Source organism: Gemmata sp. (assembly GCF_051859125.1).
Taxonomy (GTDB): Bacteria; Planctomycetota; Planctomycetia; order Gemmatales; family Gemmataceae; genus Gemmata.
Map to the genome: position 1 here is coordinate 84,955 of NZ_JBHYGG010000258.1, position 20,464 is coordinate 105,418.

Consider the following 20,464-nt stretch of genomic DNA (forward strand, 5'->3'; position numbering starts at 1 on the left):
CCCGGCGGGACTAGACTTGCGCCCGCAGGTAAGCGGGCAGAAGAGCCGCAGGTTCAAGAGCTCGGAACCTGCGACCTGCCGCGTCGCGAGGAGCCGTCAGGCGTCCATTTCGGGCTCGTCGTTACTTTTGTCGCCATCAGCGGCGTCGAGATCGTACCATCCGGCCGTGTCCGCGGGCGGAGCGGGGGGAAGAGTCGGTTCGGGTTCGGCCCCGAGGAGCCGATCCGTGTCCGCCTGAGTCCACCCGTTCATTGGGATGCCGTCGCGCCCGTGAGGCGGTGAACTGGCCACGGCAGGACCGGCCGGGTGCTGCGCGGGATCGATCGGCTCCAGTGAGTAAATCAGGGTTCCGTCCCGCTTGTTCTTGCCCGCCTCCTTCTTGATTCGCAGCCCGGAGTAGACGGCCCCGGTTTGCTTCGACAGGGCCTTCCCGAATTTCTTCTTCAGCTTCTCTTCCTCCTCCTCGTACCCCAGCACCGACGGAAGGAGATTACCGTCACGGACCAGCGGGAACAGGTTCTTGGCGCCCACCGCGTTGGTGCCGGCCTCAGCCCACCACGTGAGCACGAACATCCGCCACTCGTCTGTTCCCTCGTCAGCCCAGGCGTACATCTCGGTGCTGTTGGCCATCAGCCCCGGAACCCCCGCCGCATCCAGGATCCCGCCGATCACTCGCGCCCACCCCTCGAAGCGGCCGAGCGTCTGCGTCCCGGACTTCCTCCCGCCTGCCAGCCAGTACTTCACCAGCACGAGGATGGCCCACACGAGCCGTCCCCGCTCCCGAGCGGCCCACTCCAGCAGCGGGTTGTGCCGGAAGCCCGAAGCGGGACGCTCCCACGGCCGCTCGGTGGTCGGCTCGAGCCGGATGAGCACGACGCGTCGGGTCATCTCGGTGGACAACCGGAGGTTGTTCCCGTTGGCCAGCGTGAGTACCTTCACCGGCAGGTGCGCTTTCTTCGACACGCCGAGGATGCGGTCCGACCACAGCGGCGAGGTCAGGAAGTTAGCCAGGGCCGCCGAGTCGATCTCGTCCTTGACGTTGTCGAAGGAGATGTACGGCGGCCCCTCCATCAGCGCGGCCGTGATCGCCTTGCGCATCTCCTCCTCGTTCCCGGGGTACGGGGTCGTCTCGGCCGGTCGCCCGGTGGATGGGTACACGATCGCGTCGGTGAGCAGTCCCTTTCCGCTGCCCGGCTTCGACGCGTCGATCTCGTGCAATGGGACCGGCCCGTCGATCATCTCCCGGACGAACGGAACGAGGATTCCGGATAGGGTGTGGGCGCGGCTCGCCCCGCGGTCGTCCTTGAATGGGAAATCGCCCAGGAACTCGTCGAGGAGAAGTCGTTTGGCCTCGGCCACGTCCGACGGGGAGGGGGGCTCCGAAACCGGCGGGACCACGAAGCCCTTCGGGGGAGAATAATAGAGGCCGCTGGCCCGGTGCAGACCCGGTTGATCCACCAGCACCCCGTCGCGGGTGAAAACGGGCACCTCGGTGACCCGTTCGAGGACCGGGATCGCACTCGGGTCCCACCCCGGCAGGCTCATCAGTTCCCGGACGGCCATTACCGGCGGCGGCGTGCGGACGAAGCCGTCCTTCGTTCGAACCAGCCACCGCACGATCCGGTCGAGCCAGCCGCGGATCGCGTCCTGCGAGAGCGACTCGATCACCCGGGCACCGTCGTGCCGGCGGAGGCGGAGGCGGACGAGGGCGTCCCCGTGCTGGAACACCTCGGGCTCGGTACGGCGCGCGGCACGGTAGACCGCGGCAATGATCCGCTCGAACGGTTTGGACGCCCAAGCGATCGGCACCGGCCCGGTGTCGGCCTCCTGACCCTCGTCCGGTTCCTCGGCGCCGCCACCGTCGTCGGCGTCGCCCGGGGACTCATCTGTGGGTTCCGCCGAGCCCCGCCAGCCATGTTCCTCAGCGCACTCGAGCAGGTGCCGCACGCGGAGTACGCCGTCGGGAGAAAACGTCTCCCACTTGCGGCGGCACTCACCCTCCTGGAACTTCACACTGGGCTGGCTCCACGCTTCCCACAGCTCGAACCCGAGGTCGCCCAGTTCGTGGAGGCACATGCCGACCCGAATCCAGTGGCCGTACTCGTCACGAAACTCGGCGGGAAGAGCGGCGAGGGCCGTGCGGAGTATTTCGATCGGGATGCCGGCCTGGTCATCGACACGATCAGCCTTTTCTGAGGCGGGTCGGCGGTCGCTCGCGTCGGTGGCAGGGGGTGGGCCGCCGACCGCAGCCGCGAGCAGGTTGACCGCCTCCTCACCGTCCAGCCAGCGGTCCCCGGACCAGAACCGTGACCAGTGGTCACGGGTGTGATGCCGGCCGGGAAGGCGCACCCAACCGCCCGACATCTTGCCACTCAGGCGACTCTGCTTGGGGAACACTTCGGGCCGAGCGGGCAGGCCCTGTTCGCTCCAGTCACGCGTGAGTGACAGACCGAAGGCCCGGGCTTTCGCGGTCGGGACGGGCGACTCGAAGAGGATCCAGAGCTTGAAGCTCCCGCGTCCGTCGGAGTCTTCGAGCAGGGGCGTGTAACCCAAGAGTTTGGCCTTGGTGCACCAGGCGAGAGCGGCCGCCGTGTTCTTGTCCCGATCCACCTTCTCGTCGTGGCGGTCGACGTCGATAACGACCCACCGGGAGGTCTCGTTGGCCGAGATCGCGTGGAGCCCGACGCGGCGAGCGGTGCTGAAGTGCTCGGCCAGGGCGTCCGAAGTCAGTGTTGTTTTCGCTTCGTAGACGTCCGCCCTCTTCCCAGGGACGCAGCGATACACGCCGTAGCGATCGGTGCGGTTCACCAGCGTGGCTTGCGTCCATCGGGCCAGGCGAACGGCATGCTTCGCCCAGACGGCGCCAGGGGCGGCACCCGCCTGGTGCGCCGAGTGAGGAGCGGTGTCACCGGGACCGCGAGGGATTTCGGCAGGCGTGTCCGCGGCCACCGGCTCGCGCACCTCCCTCCTCGGAACCGCACCCGCCGCCCTGAGGGGCGCGCCGCCGGCGGTGCCATCATGGGGGTGCTGTTGCCGGACCGGGGAACCGACTTCTGGTTCCTGCTCTGGGTTATTCGACTGCTTCGCGTCGTCTGACATGGCTGATGAGGCTCCGGTTTCGGCCACAGTGGCCCACGCGGCGTCCCGCCGGACCCACAGCGGGTCGAGCGAGGCCACTCATCCGAAGCGAGGTTTGTTCAGGAAGTGCGACTGAACGCGGAGAGGGAATTCGCCGCAAGCCTGTGTGTCAAGGACTTGCGGCGCGATCGCTGACGTAAAAATCAATTGCGGCCGGTGAACAGGATGAACAATCAGCGTGTGGTTCGTTTCGGTCCCGGGATGCCGAGTTCGCGCTCCAACTCGTTTCCGCGAGCAGCCAAGTGATCCTCCAACGCCGTCAAATCGCGACAAAGCTTGCAGTACTGGGGCATCCCATTCGGAAACAGCCTTAGGATACCACGGCGCACCGTACTGATCGAAGCCTTGGTCTTCGACAGGAGCCCGTGCAACTCGCGCAGCTTGAAGGGTTTGCCGATGTCTTCGTCGTTTCCAACTACGTGGCGCGCCTTCAGCCGCAACACCAGCTGATAGAGGAAGTCGCTAGTCAACTTCCTGTCTCGAACGCGGTCGGGCGACCCGGGCTCGGATCCGGCGTATTCTGTAGCTGATTTTGCGAGTTTGTACCGCTGCGTGAGCCAGTCGATCAGCGCGTCCAGCGCATTATCGAGCCGGACGATGTCGTCGGGGCTGACCGACGGCTCGGCGCGCATGCTGTAGCCCCTGTGCGTCAGCCCCTGGACCTCTCGCCACAGTTCTTGGGCCGGAGCAGGGAGTCGGTTGTTGGGGAAAAACGCCTGCAGACGCTCCACCGCCGGCCCGAGCATGGCGTCAAAGTCTCCGAGGGGAACGCCGCCGAGGTGCGGGCGCTCCTCGTCAGCGAACCAGAGCAGGTCGGCCCGAAGGGCGCACGCGGTCAACCGTTCGGTCTTGTTCAAGGTTGCGATCCTTGTCGGCCGGGGTGCGCCGAGCGGCGCGGCGTTGCCCGCGGCTGTAAACGGGGGTGTAAAGAGAGTGTGTGAGAGCAATATGGTGGGTCGAGTTGCGGTGCCCGTTGGCCAAGAAGATGTGTGGACTCGAACCGGCCCTGCAGGCGCAACCTCGCTGAAGACAATCTTACGCCGACCTCGTGCGCCTGTCAATTTGCCCCACCACGGGTGGCACGAGGTGAAGCGGTTGAAAGTACACACCGGCGTCGGCCAACGCTACGTGAAGTGCGGGCTTCGCGTTCAAAATGTTCACTTCGGAGGCGGAATCCGGCTCGCCACAAGTGGCCTCCTGAGTGGACGTTCGGACGATGTTCGTCCCTGATTCAGTGAGCCCTTGAACAATCCGCCACAGGGTACCGGGGCACTCGCTCCGGTACTTTTGCGGGGCGTGAGCATGGGCCAAGCCACTTCCGATGGCGCACCTGCCGGGGGCGGTTTGCTGTCCCCCAAAGCCGCGGCAGCTCGGGTCAACGTGTCGGTGAGCCTCATCTACCGTTGGTGCACCGACGGTTCGCTTACACACCTCCGCGTCGGTGCGAAGGGTCGCCGAGGAAAGATCCTCATCGCCCCAACCGACCTCGACGCCCTCCTCGCTACCTTCAGGATCGAGGGCCGGGTGGGGTTGCCCCGGGAGCCTCATCACCCGTCGACCTCACGGGCATCGGTTCCCCGGGTCTCCGGCTTTTCGGAGTTGGATCCGGGTCGGCTGGCGAGGGCGTGGTCGAAGCGCTGACCGCCTTCCGGTGCAGAGGTACAGCGTTGTCGGCAGGAGGATGTGCCCCGCGGCTGGTAACCGCTTGGCCCGAGCCGCCAGCACGGGGCGGGGCGTGAGCCGGCGTATGGCCGTCACTTCTCCTCGAGCAATTTGACGTTGTCCGCGACGGCCTTTTTGAGGGCGTCTTGGGCTGTCCTGGCCTCGCCGGTCCGCTTCGAGGCCGCGGCCGCGGCCGCGGCGAGCGTCTCGTACTTCTTCAGCAGTCCCACGTCGAACAGCTTCTGCACGGCATCGTTGTTGACGACGTCCTTGGCCCCGTCGTTCTTCACGAACACGTCGATCTTGTCCGCGACGGCTTTCAGCGCTTTCCCGTTGCCCGAAGCTCGGGCGGCGATGCGGTCCAGGTCCCCCGAGACGGCACCCAGATGCTTGGCATGATCGGTCATGGCCCGGGTCAGGTTGCCGAGGGGCGGCTGAATCACGGCACCTTTCGCCAGTTCGGCGGCCGACAGCTTGAATTTGGTGTCGGTCGCTTCCGCGATGACGCCGAACTCGGTCGCCCCGATGTTGCGGCTCAGCGTGTCGGCCAGTTCGATCCGGGAATTCGGGTTCGCCTCGGCGAGCACCTTCATGAACCGGCGTGCCTCGGCCTCCCGCTTCTTCGGGTCCTTGTCCGCGGCACACTTGGCCAGGTTGGCGGCAGCGGTCTGCAGACCCGCTAGCCCCGCAGAGGTGTCTTCGAACGCCTTCGCTTCTTCAGCGAAGGCGACCTTCGCCCCGTCCAGGCTCGAGACGACCTTAACCCCGGGGGTACTTGTGGCCTTCCGGAAGGCCGCCAACCGCTTCTCCGCGGCAGCGAGTTGCTCCTTCGTCGGCTCTGCTGCCGCCAGCCCGGCAGCGGCGATCGTGACGAAGGTGAGGACGAGTGGTGTTCGGCTCATCGGTTCCTCTGGGGTTAGCCACACAAATCCGGAGAGGGCGGAACGCTACGGCCGGCGGTCCGCCGCGATCCGCTTCCCCCGTGCCCCGCCACGTCGCCCGCCGAGCGGACGCAGTGGCCGGAATCATTTCGGGTCAGTGCTCGGGCTGCGAGTGTCGGGCTCCAGGTCGTACCGGGAGATCGAGTCCGGACAAAAGGGCGGCGGGGCCAACTCCCCCGCCGCCGTTCGCTCCTGTGGCCGATTACTTGTCGCCGGCCTTGACCTCCTGCTTCTTCGCGACCTCTTCGGGCTTCGAGGGGATCTTCACTTCGAGCCTGAAGGTGAACTTGTTCTGCCGGGGGCTGATGACCGTGAACGTCTCCGAGTAGCTCGTCTTGCCGGCCTGGAACTGCTCCTTCACAATCGCCTCCAGGTCGTAATCCCTGACGGTGTAGATGAAGTCGTCGATCCCGGCGTCCTTCGCCCGCTCCCACTCGGCCTTCATCTTCTGCGGGGTGCTGGCCGCCTCCTCGTCGTCCTGCTCGCCCTGGAAGAACTCCAGCCGTAGGTCCTTCTTGCTCCGCTGGAAGCCCTTGGACGCGTTCACGTCGTGGGACTTGTGGGTACGCTGGCCCCGGACCAGCGGCCCCTCCCCGAACTCCCACTGCCCGTCCAGCACCAGGCTCTCTTTGTCGTACCTGCCGTTCGCCGCCACCTTGGTCACGAACTCGCCCAGCCCGGAGTCCGCCTGGTCGCAGATCTCCGCCTTCACGTACTCCAGCCGGTACTGGAACGGCTGGGGTTCGGTGTCCGAGAACGGCGTGTGCCTGTTCACCTCGTTCTTGCCGAGCTGCTTCGCGGTGACCACATCTTGAACGCTGAAGCCGATCTCGACCGGGATGTTGCTCTCGTCGAAGATCAGCGTCTTGTTGAAGAAGTCGCTGATGGTCGACACGGCCACGTCGACGTTCGTGTTCGCGATCAGCACGGCCGACTTCCCCCGATCGTCCTTGGGGAGGGAGCCGCCGTGGATGAGGACCGTGAACGAGGTCGAGTTCAGCAGCGCCTCGCTCTCCTCGTCGAGCTTCCCCGACGCCTTCACGGCCGCGTTCGAGAAGCGCACCTCCAGCGCCTTCTTGAGCTTCTTCACGTCCGAGGTCGTGCGGACCGAGACGAAGGCGAAGCGGCCGAACCGCAGCTCGTTCACGACACCCAGCCGCTTCTCGCCGAGGAGCTCACCGATCGTCGCCGGGGCGAGCTGCTCGTCGAACAGGCTGCCCATGTTCTGTCGCTGGAGGCCGATCGTGAACAGGTCCTGCTTGATCATCATGTACAGGTACTTGTGCTCCGACTTCTCTTCGCCCTTCTCGCTGTAGCTGACCCCCAGGGTCTGGCCCCAGCCGCTGGCCTCGAGACTCACCCCGATCTCCTTGGCCATCGCCGTCTTCGAGGTCGCTTCCTTGAACTCGAACTGCAGCCCCTGGACGGGCATGGCGAGCTTGCCGTCCCGGAGGCGGGCCGCGAGCGTCTTGTTCAGGGCGTTGAACATCGCGGGGACGGTCGGCTCGACCTCCATCTCCACCGGCAGCTGGTCCTTACCGGCCGTCGACGGCCAGAGCTGGCGGAAGTAGAGCTTCACCTTGCTCTGGTAGCCCGACAGGTCGCCGATGTCGCTCGCCTCGCCCGTCCTCACGTACTCGTTCGCGTCGACCAGCCACCCGACGCGGAGGCCCGGTGGCGTCGCCAGCAGCAGGGCGTTCTCGATCTTCCGCGAGTTCGAAACCGTCTCATACGTGTGGAAGTGGGCGGAGTTCTCGTCGATCCTCAGCGAGGTCGACTTCGGCACAGGGGGCAGCTCCTTCTGGGCCTTGCTGAGTTCGCTCAGGGCGTTCAGGTCGAGCGGAGTGGCGTTCAGGATCTTCCGGATCGCGATGTCCCGCTCGGCGCGCTTGTTGATGTCGGTGACACTCGGCCTCGGCGGCGAGCCGGGGGCGTCTTGGGCGGGAGCCAAAGCCAAGACCGACGCCCCAGCGGTCAGTGCGGTCGCGGCCAGAAATTTGGTGAGCATGGAACGTCTTCCTTCGTGAGGTACAGGACCCCAGACTCGGTATCTGGCGGGGACGTGTTCGAGACGAAGACGCCGATACCGTGGCCCGAAACCAGGCGCGCGGAGCCTCGACCTCGTCGCGAACGTGCAGCCGGGTACGGGGTAACACTAAGTCGGGACGCGGTGCGTCAACTTAGGTCGGCAATTAGAGCGTACTTGCGTGGTCGGTGTGACGGCGGGAACCGTCAGAGGCAGACGGGATTAGCTTGGCCTACGTAAGACATTGCACATCTCCTGGTGGATTCGGCCACATTCTACGCGACGAACTCACACCCACCAAACCAAGAGAGGGTTTCTGGCACACGTCCGCGGGTGGGCACGGCGGGCCAAGTCTGCGTCGCACCGAAATTTAGGTACGGGATCGGCCGCTAAAATTTCGCTCTCGTTTTCTCGGCCTCTCTTCATGCTGGTCTCACCGGTGAAGGCGTTCGAAGGGACTGTCCGAGTTGGTGGCTGTGGCCTTAACTGCTTATTGTCGATGCGGTAACGTGTTGGCGTCGGGTCGCGGCCGGTGCCGCTCGTGAGCAGGTGTCGGCGAGCCAGGCGAGTTCCATCCAGCTTTCCTGGCACGGCGGGGACGTCGCGTCAACGACATCGCTACCGCTTCTCCAGCACCACGACGTCGGTGCTGAAGATCACTGGGTGGGACTCCGGCCCGTGGTCCCGGTTCCCCGCCCCCTCAATCAGCAAGGACGGCGTCGGCTGACGCCAGCCGATTGCGGTTGCAGGCACACTGAGGTCGCGAGCCGAGGAGATCACCGCAGAGGGGGCCTCGCTATTGTGCGGCTTTCGTCTTCGGGCCGGGCTTTTTCGGATCCACCGGTTTCGCCCGGAGCCTGGGCGAGGCCAGCGGATCTGCCTGAACCGGCTTCGTGGTGGAGTTAATCTTCTCGACCGCCGCCTTGAGGTGCGCGTGCTCGTCGGCCAGGTGAACGTATACCTTCGAGATCATGTCGAGTGAGTTGTGACCCATCAGCTCAGCGACGACGACCGGGTTAACGCCGTTGAGAATTGCCCGCGTGCCGAACCCGTGGCGGGCGAGATAGGCGCACAAATCACTCGGCAGCCCGAGCCGATCCCGCAATCGCTTCATCTGGAGGCGGACGGCGTTCATCGACCACGGCCCGCCTTCGGTATTCAGAAACACGTGCCCCTGCCCGTCCCGCTTCAATCGATCCATCATCGCTCGCATGGCCGACGAGAGAATGATGACCCGTGCCTTGCCCACCTTTCGGACGGTCTTGTGCTTCGTTAGCACCCACCGGTCCTCCTGCACTTGGTCCCAGGTCAGGTCGCGCAGCTCCTTCGGCCGTGCCCCGGTCTCACGCAGAGCCAACAGGTAGTCGGCGAAAGGGCCACCGGCGTTCTCGTAGAGCTTTTGGAACTCGACGTCACTCATCGCCCGCTGCCGCGGGGCCGGTTTCGGTCGCTTCATCCCGGCGAGCGGATTCTCGGGCAGGATGCCCTCGTCCTTCGCCCAGGAAAAAACACGGTACGCCGCGACCCGCCCGTTGTGGGCCGTAGACTCGCCCCAGAGCCGGGGCGGTCCCCCCTGAAGGCGCTTCTCGACGGCCCCCGTTTCAATCTCCTTCTTCCGGCGTTCCTTCTCACGCTCCACGCGCTCCGGCGACATCATTTCACCGATCCACCTGGTCACGTGGTGCGGCTTGATCTCCCGGGCGAGCACGGTGCCACAGTGTTCCGCGAAGAGTTGACAGTAGTAGCGATTGACCCGGTGGGTCTCGGCGGACAGTCGCTGGCGGGACCAGGCGAGGAACGCCTCGACAACGTCCGCCGTCCGCGCCGTCGGAGCGCTCGGGGCGGTCCGCCGCAGGCGGCGCAACTCGGCAAACTTCTCCTCGGCCGAGAGCCGGTGCTTCTCGTCCTTGGGTCCTTCGACTAACTTAACCTGGTGGCCGTCCATCTCGACCATCCACCAACCCGTCTGCTTGCGGTGCCACGGGCGCGCGGGGCGGGGCATAGTGGGTCTCCAGAGCGTGCAGGTTACGTGCAGGAAATCGACATGAAGTGTACCAGTGCAGGCAACCCGTGCGATGGGCGTAGGCTTGATTTCCTAGGATTTGATCCGCGATCGTCGGTCTTCGGAACCGAGGGTTAGAGGTTCAAATCCTCTCGGGTGTACTGGAAGAACAGTAGAGTTTTCTGAACCGGCCGAAATCGTCCTTACCACATTCCGTACTCAACTCCGCCCTGGCAACGCCGGGGTTTCTTCTTTTGTGCTCCACCTTGTGAAAGAATTGGAGCCGCGAGATTAGGATAAGGGCGCGCAGGACCAGCTTCGGAAGCCACCCCTATGGCCCCCCTCCGCGACGCGCGGTCGGGGTACCTCTTCAAGCAGTTCGCGTTCGACCCATCGAACGCCGGGAAGCAGCGCGGGATCTGAGGCCGAAGGGAAGGTTTGTCGGCGGTGCTCTGGAAGGGTGGAACGGGTGACGAGCCAGTTGGACGAGCCGATCGAAGAGTCGAACGCCCGGGCCGGGGGTCATCTCCCCGGCCCGCGTCGGTTGCGGGCCGCAACGCGTATCATGGTGCCGTCAGTTCCGAGGGCCAGCCATGCGGATCGTCTGCGTCTCCGACACCCACGCCCGGCACCACCTCGCCGTCATGCCGCCCGGCGACGTGATGGTCCACGCCGGTGACATCACCCGTCGCGGGAAGCTCGAAGACGTGGAGTCCTTCAACGAGTGGCTCGGCACGTTAAACCACCTCTACCGCCACAAGATCGTGATCTGCGGGAACCACGACTTCTGCTTCCAGGAGCGCCCGGCCGAGGCCCGCGCCCGCGTCACGAACGCGATCTACCTCGAAGACTCCGGGTGCGAGATCGACGGCGTCACGTTCTACGGGAGCCCGTGGCAGCCGTACTTCGGCGGGTGGGCGTTCAACCTGCCCCGGGGCGAGGAACTCGCTCGCGTCTGGGCGAAGATCCCGGCCGGCGTCGACGTGCTGATCACGCACGGGCCGCCGGCGGGGATACTCGATCGGAACCGCACGGGCGAGCTGTGCGGGTGCCGCGACCTGTTCGAGCGGGTGTTCGAGGTGAAGCCGCGGCTCCACGTGTTCGGGCACATCCACGAAGCGGCGGGCCGCACCGAGCACGACGGGATCGTCTTCGTCAACGCCAGCACGCAGCTCGGGGAGGGCGTGGGGCAGGTCGTCGAGTTGGGGGAGCGGGTCGAGTGACGCGGCGAGTGGATCCAGGTCGCCGACGGGCTGGCGCTCGAACCCCGTCGAGGTCCAGGCCGAGGTCGGCGGCCCTGAGGTCGGCGAACGCCGCGGCGACGGCGACCGCGCCGCGGCTGGTGGCCGCGTCGCGGGAGCGGATCTGGGCGCGGAGCCAGCGCAGGCCGGCCCGGGAGAGGGCGTCCATCGTCGCACGCGGGGGTTGGGGGGTGAGTCGCGAGGTGATCGGCGAACGGGCCGAGCGGCCTTATCAGGTAAGTGTGCAACGAACCCGGTGGCGTCAACCGATGCGCGCGAATTTTTCGGCGACCGCGTTCGGGCGACCGGTCCGCCTTGTTCCGGTCCGGTGGCCTTCCCTGGGACTGTGGGCGGGGCATCTGCTCCCGGCGTTACTCGTCCACGTCTGGCTCCCACTCGTCCGCGGCGCGGCAGGCGGCCGCATGGAGACTGAGGTTCGTCACGCCGTAGAGCACAACGGCAAGGTATATCGCTGCGTACAGGACTGCGATCTCAGTCGGTGTCTCGTGCGCCAAGGGGCGTTGCGCCGGGTTGCGGCCTGCTCGCGTCAGGTCGTCCCGCGTCGTAAAGAGCGCGGCAAATGTCAGGACGAGGTAGCACACAGACGACACTTGAAACACAATGTTTACCACACTCACGCGGTCGCGCAAGCGGCGGTCGGGCATTACCCCGCTCACCACGCCAAGGTGGATCAGCGATCCGATGTCGGCGTAGAGGCGGGTGTAGAACGCGACCAGCATTCCTCCCGCGGCGAACCACGCGTACCGGCCCCAGTTCGGGTTCGCGGGGCCGGCGGGCGACGCCCCGAATGCTACTCCGAACATCCCAATCGCCGCGGCAGCAGCGACGAGGCTGATCCACCCGACTGACGCGACCGCGACTGGCGACCCGGCACCCATTCGCCCGGGAGCGACCTTCGCCTGACCCGACCGACCGGCCGCAACCAACCCCGACCCCAAGAGGCCGACAGCCAGGCCGACCATGCTCAGCGGGATATGCGACCGCTCGGTCGTAGACTTCACGTCCGGGGGCCGGTCGGGCGGTCGGTTGGCGGCGAGACCCAGAAACAGCAACTGGACGAGCAGGAACGCGGTGCCGGCAGCCAATTCGATGACGATGCCGAACTTGACTCTTCGACTCGCGCTCCCGAACTCAACCCACGGGTTGTCGATGTCCTCCAGGGTTGTCGCGTCGCCCGTCTCTTCGTGGTCACGGACACTCGCTGATTCCGGAATGGCCGTGGGGGCCGGCGCACACTGGGCGGGGGTGAGTCGCTGATCCCCGCCGGGGTGGTCGCTCCGCTCCTGAATGACCTGCCCCGAAACGCGCGACTGCGCAGCCTCGATCATAGATCCCTGTGCGGGTGTAGGGGTGAACCACCCGTCGCATGCCGCGCAGTGGACCCGCCCGCTCTGCGTCAGTTTCCCCGGAGGGAAGTCCTGCTCGCAGTGCGGGCAGATGATCGTGACGGACACGGCCAACCCTCAGTTGGTGGGATCGCCGTTATGGTACCGCGTGACGGTCGGTCGTCCGCACTAAAATCGCGGGCTCGGCACCTTCCAGGCGGGGTCGTAGGCGAGCGAGAAGAGTTGCTGGATCAACTCGGCCTTGTTCGGCGCGTCGGACGCGAGCACGTCGAGCGCCTTGCGGAGCTTCTCGTGCCGCGGGTCGGCGGCGACCGTCGCGGCGTCGGCCCCGCGGCCGATGCGGTCGAAGATCGCCGCCAGGTCGAGGAGCTTGCTGCGGCCCTCGTGGAAGAACTGGTCGAGGGCACGCGGGGCGGGGAGCGGGTTCATGGGGGTCGCGCCGTGTCGGTTTCTCTTCCCCTCTCCCCTTGCGGGAGAGGGTGGCCGCGCTTCGCGGCCGGGTGAGGGGTGCGAGCTACTCATCTCGGAAGGCAGTACCCCTCACCCGCTCGCAGAGCCTCGCTGCCCTCTCCCGCAAGGGGAGAGGGCGAAGACCTCGGGCGGCGCTACCGTCCACTATACACCCGGCGGACTTCGAGGGGTACGAGGTCGTTCAGGCTCCCGGACCGGAACCCGTCGAGGTCGATGGTCACGAACTTGAACCCGAGGCGGCGGAACTCGCGGGTCAGTTCGGTCCGCACCGGGTCGGCGGCGAACCGGGCGATCTCGGCGGCCGGCACCTCGACCCGGGCCAGGTCGCCCTCGTGGTGCCGCACCCGGCACTCGCGCAGGCCGAGCGAACGCAAGAACACCTCGGCGGCCTCGACGCGGGCCGTGCGTTCCGGCGTGACCGCGAGCCCCGGCGCGAGCCGGCTGGAGAGGCACGGCGACGCGGGCTTGTCCCAGGTCGGCAGTTCCCAGTGCAACGCAAGGGCGCGGACGTCGGCCTTGGTGAACCCGGCGACCTGGAGCGGGTGCCGCACGGCGTGCTCGGCGGCCGCGAGGAGCCCGGGGCGGTAGTCGCCGAGGTCGTCGAGGTTCGCGCCGCTCGCCATCACGTCGACGCCGAGGTCCGGCAGGATGCGTTCGACGGTCGAGTACAGTTCCGTCTTACAGTGGTAGCAGCGGGTGCCGTCGTTCTTGAGGTAGTCGGGGTTGTCGAACTCCTGCGTCGGGACGACGACGTGCCGGATGCCGATGAGGGCCGCGAGCCGCCTCGCGTCTTCGAGTTCGGCGCGTGCGACGCTGCCGCTGTCGGCGGTGACGGCGACGGCCCGGTCGCCGAGCGCGAGGAACGCGGCCTTCGCGACGACGGTGCTGTCGATGCCGCCGCTGAACGCGACCGCGACGCCGCCCAGTTCCGCGAGGGCCGCGAGGAGCCGGTCGCGCTTCGCGGCCAGTTCGGGGGAGAGTTCGGTGGTCGGCATGGGGTGCGGTTCGTTCGGTGGCACAGGCCTCTGGCCTGTGATCGGCTCGCACGGGCCAGGGGCCCGTGCCACCAGCGGGGGTCAGTGCTGCGGCTTCACGGTGACGACGGGGCACGGGGCTTCGCGGATGATGCGCTCGGCCTGGCTCCCGAGGATCAGGTGGGCGAGCCCGGTGCGGCCGTGGGTGCCGACGCACAACAGGTCGGCCTTCAGGTCGCCGGCGGCGGCGACGATCTCGGCGACCGGCGACCCGATCCGGACCTCCACCCGCGGGTTCAGCCGGGCGAGGTTCTCGCGCTCGATGAGGTTCGCCAGGCCGGTCTTCGCGGCGTCGCTGAGGTGGGTCAGGTCCGGCCCGGGGAGCGGGGTCGGCATCACCGCGTCGGGCATCGCCAGCGCGAGGTCCTGCACGACGTGGAGCAGCACGAACTCGGCCCCGAACTTGTCGGCGAGTTCGGCGGCGAGCCGGACGGCCGGGGTCGAGCACTCGCCGAAGTCGGTCGGCACGAGGATGCGGCGGATCGGCAGCATGGAGAGTCTCCGGGGGCGTACCCGGAGACATTTTATCCCGGGACGCGGGTCGCGGCGGCGTACCGCGCGCGGATTGCGCGCGTCACCGGCCCCTCGGTTCCGGTCCCAATGTCCCGGCCGTCCACGCGAACGAGGCCGATCACCCCGCACGCCGTACCCGCAATGAACGCTTCTTCGGATGCGTCCAGGTCGGCCGCGGTCACGGTGTACTCGGCGACGACGAGCCCTCTCTCACCCGCGAGTGCGGCAACGGCGTACCCCGTCACGTCCCGCGGCTGATCCCCGGCGACCACGACCGCCCCGTCCTTCACGAGAAAGAGGAACCCCTCGGTCGCGCCGACGAGGTGACCGGCGTGGTTGGTAGAAATCGCTTCGAGGCAGCCGTTCGCGAGCGCGTGCCGCTTGGCGAGCACCGCGTGCGGGAGGCCGAGCGTGCGGACGCGGTTCGCGGGGTGCGCCGTGTCGAGCGGCACCGGGAACACGACCGCGTGCAGCCCGTGGCCGTACAGTTCGTCGGGGAACGGGCGGTACTCCTCGGCAACAATCATCACCTGCGGCACGACCTTGCGGGGGTCCGGCCCGATGGTCCCCGGCCCGCGGCTGACGATCACGCGGACGTACCCGTCGGTGCGGTTGTTGGCCCTCGCCGTGGCGTCGATGGCGGCCGCGAGTTCGCCCGGTGACAGCGGGACGTCAATGCCGAGAACCTCGGCCGCTGCGACGAGCTGGTTGATGTGGTCGAGCGCCTTGAACGCGCGACCGCCGAACACCCGGAGGTGCTCCCAGACGCCGTCGCCGTAGAGGAACCCATGGTCGAACGGGCTGACGCGGGCCGCGTCCTTGTCGGTGAGCGTGCCGTTGATCCAGAGGAGCGACATGAGCAGGTAGTTGGGGATGGGAGGTTGGCGATCGGGAAGAGGGGCAATTTGTTCGTGGTTGCCGGTGGGTTCGCAGTCAGGAGCGCATTAAATGTCGTCCGCTGTCAAATGATCCTGGCCGGCGTGGCGCACCCTCACAACGTGTACGGCTTGGTCGTCAAAGGTGAACAGCACCCGGTAGACGTGGAGGCGCTTGCCATGCGACATCATCCGGAGGTTGATCCCGACGCTGATTGCCTCGTCGGCCTCGGGCCACCGCTAGGCTTCCGTCTCCAGCCGCCTGATGGCCGCGTGAATCCGGGCGTGCCAGCGTGCCGCCGCGGCCGGCGACACCCGCCGGGCGATGAAGGCCACGACGGCTCGAATGTCGTCGTAAGCCCCGGGCTGGAGGTGAACGTCCCGGGCCACCGGTCACTCCTCACCCGAGGGCGGGAGGTTTAACTCAGACGCCATCCGCGCCATCGCCTCGCCGAGGGGGACGCCCGGCTCCCCGGCCTGCATCGCGGCGACGCGCCCCCGGAGCAGCGCCAGTTCCTTGTCGCGATCAGGAGCCGCCAGTGGGTGCGGGTGCTCGTGCGCGACGTCCGCCTCGAACACCACGCGCGTCCCGTCCGGAGGCGGCGACCCGTCCGGCACGATGACCCCGTTGACGACTGTACCGTGGCTCACCATGGTGCGGGTCTCCCGTTGCTCATGGGCCATCGTAGCACGGGCACCGGGTCCGCGAACAGGCGGGAAGGCTCACACGGCCGCTAGCAGGGGTGCGTGAAACGGGGCGGGCTTCTTGGCCCCCGTGTCGGCCGTCACCACGCCGCCCACCATGCGGACCACGCGGTCGGTCGCGGTCACGATGTCCAGGTTGTGGGTGACCATCACGATGGTGACGCCGTTCTCGCGGTTCAGGTCGCGGAGCAGCCGCACGATCTCGTCGCCGGTCGCCGCGTCGAGGTTCCCGGTGGGCTCGTCGGCGAGCAGCACCCGCGGGCTCGTGAGCAGCGCCCGGGCGACCGCGGCCCGCTGCATCTCGCCGCCCGAGAGCTGCCCCGGCCGGTGGTACATGCGGTGCCCGAGCCCCACCTTCGTGAGCAGTTCGACGGCCCGGGCGCGCCACTTCGAGCGGGCCTTCCACCACCCGACGACCGAGTGCCCGATGTACGCGGGCATCAGGACGTTGTCGAGCGTCGTGAGCTCGGGGAGCAGGTGGTAGAACTGGAAGATGTACCCGAACGTGCGGTTCCGCAGCGCGTCGCGGTCCCGGTTCGGGAGGTTGTCGATCCGCCGCCCGTCGAGCAGGATCCGGCCCGAGTCCGGCGCGTCGAGGGTGCCGAGCAAATGCAGGAGCGTGCTCTTGCCCGAGCCCGACGCCCCGACGATGCTCAGGAACTCGCCGGTCTTCACCTCCAGGTCCAGCCCGTTGAGTACGGGCACCTGGACGGCGTGCCGGCGGTACGCCTTGCAGAGGTTCACAGCGGTCAGCATCACTTCACCAGTGCGGGGTGCGGAAGGCGGAACGCGGAATCAGGAACCCGGCCCGGGCGCGTCGGCCCGGCCGCCGGGTTCCGCGTCCCGCACTATTCGAACCGGAGCGCGCGGACCGGGTGCAGGCGGGCCGCCCGCCACGCCGGGAGCAGGCTGAACAGCGTCGCGACGGTGACCGCGCCGACGTTCACGATGCCCACGTTCCACGGGTCCACGTTGGTCGGGATGTCCTTGAAGTAGTACACGTCCCGCGGGAACACCGCCTTGCCCGTGACCCGGGTCAGGAACATCTCGATCTCGTTGATGTTGTCGGTGATCGCCAGCCCCAGGGCGGTCCCCAGCCCGCACCCGACGGTGCCGAGCAGCAGCCCGTAGCACACGAAGATGCTCATGACCCCGTGGTTGCTCGCGCCGAGCGACTTGAGGATGCCGATGTCGCGGTACTTCTCGGACACGATCATCGTGAAGATGGCCAGGATGCTGAACCCGGCGACCCCGACGATCATGAACAGTAGCAGGTTCAGGATGCCCCGCTCGACGTCGATGGCGGCGAGGAGCGAGCCCTGGTGCTCCTCCCAGGTCGCGACCCGCGCCCCGGTCCGCGGGTCGAAGATCCCGCGGAGCGCGTCGACCACGTCCTTCTTGTCCGCCTCGTAGTCCTTGAGCTTGATCTGGAACGCCGTGCACCGGCCCTCCATCGTGCGGAGCTGCTGGAGCACGTCGAGCGGGACGTACACGAAGCTCTGGTCGTACTCGCTCATCTCCGTCTTCAGGTAGTCGGTGACGAGGAAGTTGCCGAACACCGGCCGAATCCGGCCGCCGTCGATCTGCGAGCCGCCGGCGGTGAACAGGGTCACGTCGTCGCCCTGCTTCAGCGCGGCCTCTTCGACCACCTCGCCCTGCTCGTTCCGCCACCGGAAGTGGGCGATGGTGTACCCGATGACGGCCCCGTGCAGCTTGGCCACCGGCATGTCCTTCTTCATCACCGCGTCGTCGGGCTCGGGGAGCGCGGCCGGGTCCGGCACGAGCGCCTTCGGGGCCGGCACGTTCGGCACCTGGAGCGCGTCGGCCCGCTCGCGGCGCTCCCGGTTGTGCTCGTGCTGCTTGAGCGCCTCGGGGGTCAGGTCGAAGCTCGGCTTCGCGGCCCCGTGCTGGCGGACCAGGTACTCGGCGAACCCGCCGACCGACGCCCGGCCCTCGGGGTCGATCCCGATGAGGCGGACCGGCTTGGTCATCGACTGGCCGCGGAAGTTGAACTGGAGGATCGCGAACACCTCGATGGTCGGGGTGACCGCGGCGATCTTCGGGCCGGCCGGGCTGGCCATGATCCGCTCGACGATCTGGTCGGGGGCGAGCGGCTTCCCGAGGGTGTCGGTGATCTCGAACCCGTCGGACCGGTCGGTGTCCACGATGACGTCGGACAGCACGCCGTGGAGCCGGTCCTTCAGCTTGGTGCTGAACCCGCTCATGACGGCGTTGACGACGATGAGGGTGGCGACCCCGAGCATCACGCTGACGATGCAGATGAACGCCAGGTATCGGGTCTGGAGGTAGCGGACGCAGAGGAGCAGCTTGTACACGGGAGTCCTTCCCCGTTTCGGTGTGCGCACGCCGGACTCGGCAGGCGAGCGGGGTTCTAGCACGTCCGGGGCGGCAGGAAAAGACGAACTGCGGGCGCGGCGCGGGACCGGCGGGTTCGGGTTGACGGCGGGGGCGGGGCAGGCGATGACGGGCCGCTTCGGAATCGCCCCGCGCGGATGGAGGCCACGGCATGCCCTCGACGCTGACGCGAATGACGCCCCTGCGGCACCTCGGGGTGTTCGTCCGCGCCCGCGTGCCCGCCCCGGCCGGCGCGACCCCCGCCCCGGGCCGCCGCGCGCCGGCCCTCGCCCTGCTCGTCGGCGCCGCCTCGACCGCGGCGACCGTCGCCTACCTGTGGCTCCTCAGCCCGCACGCCCTCTCGGCGGACGAGGCGCACTACTGGGACTGGTCCCGGAACCTCGACTGGAGCTACTACAGCAAGGGGCCGCTCGTCGCGTGGCTGGTCCGCGCGAGCTGCGAAGTGTTCGGACCGCTCAGCGTGGCCGCGACCGGCGACCTGACGGCGGCCGTGCGGCTCCCGGCCGCGGCGTGCCACGCGGCCCTGCTCGCGGCGTGGTACGTGCTCGCCGCCCGCGCGTTCCGGTCCCCGGCGCTGGGCGTCGGGGCGGTGCTCGCGGCCGCCGCGCTCCCGCTCGTGCGGGCCGGGGCGGTGCTCATGACCATCGACCCGCCGTTCCTCGTGTGCTGGGCGTGGGCGCTGGTGTGCGTGGCCCGGGCCGTCGAGACCGGCCGCACCCGCTGGTGGGCCGCCGCCGCCGCGCTGTGCGGGCTGGGCGTGCTCGCGAAGTACACGATGGCCCTGTTCCCAGTTGCCGTCGCGGCGTTCCTGCTGGCCCACCACCGGGGCGAGTTCCGCCGGCCCGGGTTCTGGCTCCTGGCCACGGGGACCGCCGCCGGGTGGGTGCCGGTGCTCGCGTGGAACGCGGCCAACGACTGGGTCACGTTCCGGCACGTGTCCGGGCAGGTCGGGGTGCAGGGGCCGAACACCGGCAGCGGCGTCCTCAAGTTCTTCATCGGCCAACTCGGGATGCTGTTCGCGTTCTGGATGTTCGCGTTCGCGGCGGCCGGGTGGCGGTTCCGCCCGGTCCGCGGGGCCGACCCCGCGGTCGCGCTCCTGTGGTGGGCGTCGGTCCCGGTGTGGCTGTTCTTCGGGGCCGCGAGCTTCGTGAAGTCGGGCCAGGCGAACTGGCCGGCCCCGGCCTACGTCGGCGGGATCGTGCTGGCCGTCGCGTGGACCCGCGAGCAGCTCGCGGCCCGCCCGCGGCTCACCACCGCGTGCCTGGGCACCACGACGCTCCTGGCGGTCGCCGCCATCGCCGCCCAGCACTTCCCCGGCCCGCTCCGGCCGGCGGTCGCCGCCGTCTCCGGGCCGCCGACCGAAGCGGAGCCGTTCCCGGTCCGCCGCATCGACCTGACCGCCCGCATGGCCGGGTGGCGGGAGCTGGCGACCGAGATCGACGGGGTCCGCGCCCGCGTGCGGACCGAGACGGGGTCGGACCCCGTGCTGGCCGGCACGCACTGGACCCTCCCGGGGGAACTCGGGTTCTACTGCGCCGGGCACCCGCGGGCGTACGCCATCGGGGTGGCGAACCGGTCGGACCGGTACAGCCAGTACGACGTGTGGCGGCCGAACCCGGCGGCCGACGCGCAAGTGTTCCTGGGGCGGACGTTCGTGATCGTCGGGGACATCGGGTCGGACGTGGCCGCCGCGTTCGAGTGGGTCGAACCGCCCGTGCAGGTGGTCTTTGCGCCCGACGGTGTCCCCGTGGCGGGCTGGGCGGTGTGGGTGTGTCACGGGTTCCGCGGGTTCGCCCGCGTCGCCCCGCCCGGTGCCGGCCCGCTCTACTAACTCAACTGGTAAGGTGCTGTCGTGGAGAGTTGGACGGTCACGTGCGCGGCGTGCGAGGTACAGTGGGCCCGGATCGGCGGGTACTCGGACTACGAGCGGCAGGCGGTCGAGGCGCAGCCCTGCCCGGGGTGCGGGAAGCACACCCTGGTGTGCCGCGAGCCGGTGCAGAACGGTCGCCGGGCCGCGGCCCGCGGTGCCCGGCCCCAGCGCCGCGCTGCGTGACGGATACCCGTCCGGGCGAACCCCCCCCGCGAGCGAGGGGGGTGCGCGACCCCCACGCGC

18 protein-coding genes and 1 tRNA gene are annotated in these 20,464 nt (G+C 68.2%); 5 read left to right on the forward strand and 14 right to left on the reverse strand.

Features of this window, described 5'->3' with window-relative positions:
• Window positions 1-96 precede the first annotated feature (96 nt).
• Together ACTIGN_RS24100 and ACTIGN_RS24105 are read right to left on the reverse strand one after the other, a co-directional pair.
• Window positions 97-3,099 carry a PriCT-2 domain-containing protein gene (locus tag ACTIGN_RS24100; RefSeq protein WP_439628631.1) on the reverse strand — a complete coding sequence of 1,001 codons (3,003 nt, stop codon included), beginning with the start codon at window positions 3,097-3,099 and terminating at the stop codon, window positions 97-99.
• Between the two features lie 212 nt (window positions 3,100-3,311).
• A complete protein-coding gene (locus tag ACTIGN_RS24105; protein WP_439628633.1) occupies window positions 3,312-3,995 on the reverse strand; it encodes a hypothetical protein in 684 nt (227 codons plus the stop codon).
• A gap of 445 nt (window positions 3,996-4,440) precedes the next feature.
• On the opposite strand from ACTIGN_RS24105, the gene ACTIGN_RS24110 reads away from it, so the two are divergent.
• Window positions 4,441-4,779, forward strand: coding sequence for a helix-turn-helix domain-containing protein (locus ACTIGN_RS24110; RefSeq protein WP_439628635.1), 339 nt, complete (start codon window positions 4,441-4,443; stop codon window positions 4,777-4,779).
• A gap of 113 nt (window positions 4,780-4,892) precedes the next feature.
• Here ACTIGN_RS24110 and ACTIGN_RS24115 read toward each other — a convergent pair whose 3' ends face one another.
• The 3 genes from ACTIGN_RS24115 to ACTIGN_RS24125 form a co-directional block, all read right to left on the reverse strand.
• Window positions 4,893-5,702 carry a hypothetical protein gene (locus tag ACTIGN_RS24115; protein ID WP_439628637.1) on the reverse strand — a complete coding sequence of 270 codons (810 nt, stop codon included), beginning with the start codon at window positions 5,700-5,702 and terminating at the stop codon, window positions 4,893-4,895.
• Window positions 5,703-5,943: 241 nt separating this feature from the next.
• Window positions 5,944-7,749, reverse strand: coding sequence for a thiol-activated cytolysin family protein (locus ACTIGN_RS24120; RefSeq protein ID WP_439628639.1), 1,806 nt, complete (start codon window positions 7,747-7,749; stop codon window positions 5,944-5,946).
• Window positions 7,750-8,563: 814 nt separating this feature from the next.
• Window positions 8,564-9,721 (reverse strand): tyrosine-type recombinase/integrase, encoded by a 1,158-nt coding sequence (locus ACTIGN_RS24125; protein WP_439628641.1) that lies wholly within the window; start codon window positions 9,719-9,721, stop codon window positions 8,564-8,566.
• A 109-nt stretch (window positions 9,722-9,830) separates the two neighbouring features.
• On the opposite strand from ACTIGN_RS24125, the gene ACTIGN_RS24130 reads away from it, so the two are divergent.
• Window positions 9,831-9,930, forward strand: a tRNA-OTHER gene (locus tag ACTIGN_RS24130).
• Between the two features lie 432 nt (window positions 9,931-10,362).
• Window positions 10,363-10,992, forward strand: a complete 630-nt coding sequence (locus ACTIGN_RS24135; protein ID WP_439628643.1) for a metallophosphatase domain-containing protein — start codon at window positions 10,363-10,365, stop codon at window positions 10,990-10,992.
• Window positions 10,993-11,381: 389 nt separating this feature from the next.
• Here ACTIGN_RS24135 and ACTIGN_RS24140 read toward each other — a convergent pair whose 3' ends face one another.
• From ACTIGN_RS24140 to ACTIGN_RS24180, 9 genes are all read right to left on the reverse strand, one after another.
• Window positions 11,382-12,485: a hypothetical protein gene (locus ACTIGN_RS24140; RefSeq protein ID WP_439628645.1), complete on the reverse strand. Its 1,104-nt coding sequence runs from the start codon at window positions 12,483-12,485 to the stop codon at window positions 11,382-11,384.
• Window positions 12,486-12,545: 60 nt separating this feature from the next.
• Entirely contained in the window at window positions 12,546-12,806 is a 261-nt protein-coding gene (locus ACTIGN_RS24145; RefSeq protein ID WP_439628647.1) for a hypothetical protein, read from the reverse strand.
• A gap of 176 nt (window positions 12,807-12,982) precedes the next feature.
• Entirely contained in the window at window positions 12,983-13,843 is an 861-nt protein-coding gene (gene larE, locus ACTIGN_RS24150; protein WP_439628649.1) for an ATP-dependent sacrificial sulfur transferase LarE, read from the reverse strand.
• Between the two features lie 81 nt (window positions 13,844-13,924).
• Entirely contained in the window at window positions 13,925-14,374 is a 450-nt protein-coding gene (locus ACTIGN_RS24155; RefSeq protein ID WP_439628651.1) for a universal stress protein, read from the reverse strand.
• Window positions 14,375-14,406: 32 nt separating this feature from the next.
• Window positions 14,407-15,252, reverse strand: coding sequence for an aminotransferase class IV (locus ACTIGN_RS24160; protein ID WP_439628653.1), 846 nt, complete (start codon window positions 15,250-15,252; stop codon window positions 14,407-14,409).
• 258 nt (window positions 15,253-15,510) lie between these two features.
• Window positions 15,511-15,660, reverse strand: coding sequence for a hypothetical protein (locus ACTIGN_RS24165; RefSeq protein WP_439628655.1), 150 nt, complete (start codon window positions 15,658-15,660; stop codon window positions 15,511-15,513).
• A gap of 3 nt (window positions 15,661-15,663) precedes the next feature.
• The gene (locus ACTIGN_RS24170; protein WP_439628657.1) at window positions 15,664-15,924 is read right to left on the reverse strand and encodes a hypothetical protein; all 261 of its coding nucleotides are present in this window, start codon (window positions 15,922-15,924) and stop codon (window positions 15,664-15,666) included.
• 69 nt (window positions 15,925-15,993) lie between these two features.
• Complete coding sequence (locus ACTIGN_RS24175) at window positions 15,994-16,731, reverse strand: ABC transporter ATP-binding protein (RefSeq protein WP_439628659.1); 738 nt, start codon at window positions 16,729-16,731, stop codon at window positions 15,994-15,996.
• Window positions 16,732-16,823: 92 nt separating this feature from the next.
• Window positions 16,824-18,311: an ABC transporter permease gene (locus ACTIGN_RS24180; RefSeq protein WP_439628661.1), complete on the reverse strand. Its 1,488-nt coding sequence runs from the start codon at window positions 18,309-18,311 to the stop codon at window positions 16,824-16,826.
• A 191-nt stretch (window positions 18,312-18,502) separates the two neighbouring features.
• Between ACTIGN_RS24180 and ACTIGN_RS24185 the strand changes: the two genes are divergently transcribed.
• Window positions 18,503-20,182 (forward strand): ArnT family glycosyltransferase, encoded by a 1,680-nt coding sequence (locus ACTIGN_RS24185; protein ID WP_439628663.1) that lies wholly within the window; start codon window positions 18,503-18,505, stop codon window positions 20,180-20,182.
• A 21-nt stretch (window positions 20,183-20,203) separates the two neighbouring features.
• Complete coding sequence (locus ACTIGN_RS24190; protein WP_439628665.1) at window positions 20,204-20,404, forward strand: hypothetical protein; 201 nt, start codon at window positions 20,204-20,206, stop codon at window positions 20,402-20,404.
• Window positions 20,405-20,464: the final 60 nt, after the last annotated feature.

Excerpts from the sequence above, each read along its gene's own strand:
- ACTIGN_RS24100 (WP_439628631.1), bottom strand. The coding sequence starts at position 3,099 with ATGTCAGACGACGCGAAGCAGTCGAATAACCCAGAGCAGGAACCAGAA.
- ACTIGN_RS24110 (WP_439628635.1), top strand. The coding sequence starts at position 4,441 with ATGGGCCAAGCCACTTCCGATGGCGCACCTGCCGGGGGCGGTTTGCTG.
- ACTIGN_RS24115 (WP_439628637.1), bottom strand. The coding sequence starts at position 5,702 with ATGAGCCGAACACCACTCGTCCTCACCTTCGTCACGATCGCCGCTGCC.
- ACTIGN_RS24120 (WP_439628639.1), bottom strand. The coding sequence starts at position 7,749 with ATGCTCACCAAATTTCTGGCCGCGACCGCACTGACCGCTGGGGCGTCG.
- ACTIGN_RS24125 (WP_439628641.1), bottom strand. The coding sequence starts at position 9,721 with ATGGTCGAGATGGACGGCCACCAGGTTAAGTTAGTCGAAGGACCCAAG.
- ACTIGN_RS24135 (WP_439628643.1), top strand. The coding sequence starts at position 10,363 with ATGCGGATCGTCTGCGTCTCCGACACCCACGCCCGGCACCACCTCGCC.
- ACTIGN_RS24145 (WP_439628647.1), bottom strand. The coding sequence starts at position 12,806 with ATGAACCCGCTCCCCGCCCCGCGTGCCCTCGACCAGTTCTTCCACGAG.
- larE (WP_439628649.1), bottom strand. The coding sequence starts at position 13,843 with ATGCCGACCACCGAACTCTCCCCCGAACTGGCCGCGAAGCGCGACCGG.
- ACTIGN_RS24155 (WP_439628651.1), bottom strand. The coding sequence starts at position 14,374 with ATGCTGCCGATCCGCCGCATCCTCGTGCCGACCGACTTCGGCGAGTGC.
- ACTIGN_RS24160 (WP_439628653.1), bottom strand. The coding sequence starts at position 15,252 with ATGTCGCTCCTCTGGATCAACGGCACGCTCACCGACAAGGACGCGGCC.
- ACTIGN_RS24170 (WP_439628657.1), bottom strand. The coding sequence starts at position 15,924 with ATGGTGAGCCACGGTACAGTCGTCAACGGGGTCATCGTGCCGGACGGG.
- ACTIGN_RS24175 (WP_439628659.1), bottom strand. The coding sequence starts at position 16,731 with ATGCTGACCGCTGTGAACCTCTGCAAGGCGTACCGCCGGCACGCCGTC.
- ACTIGN_RS24185 (WP_439628663.1), top strand. The coding sequence starts at position 18,503 with ATGCCCTCGACGCTGACGCGAATGACGCCCCTGCGGCACCTCGGGGTG.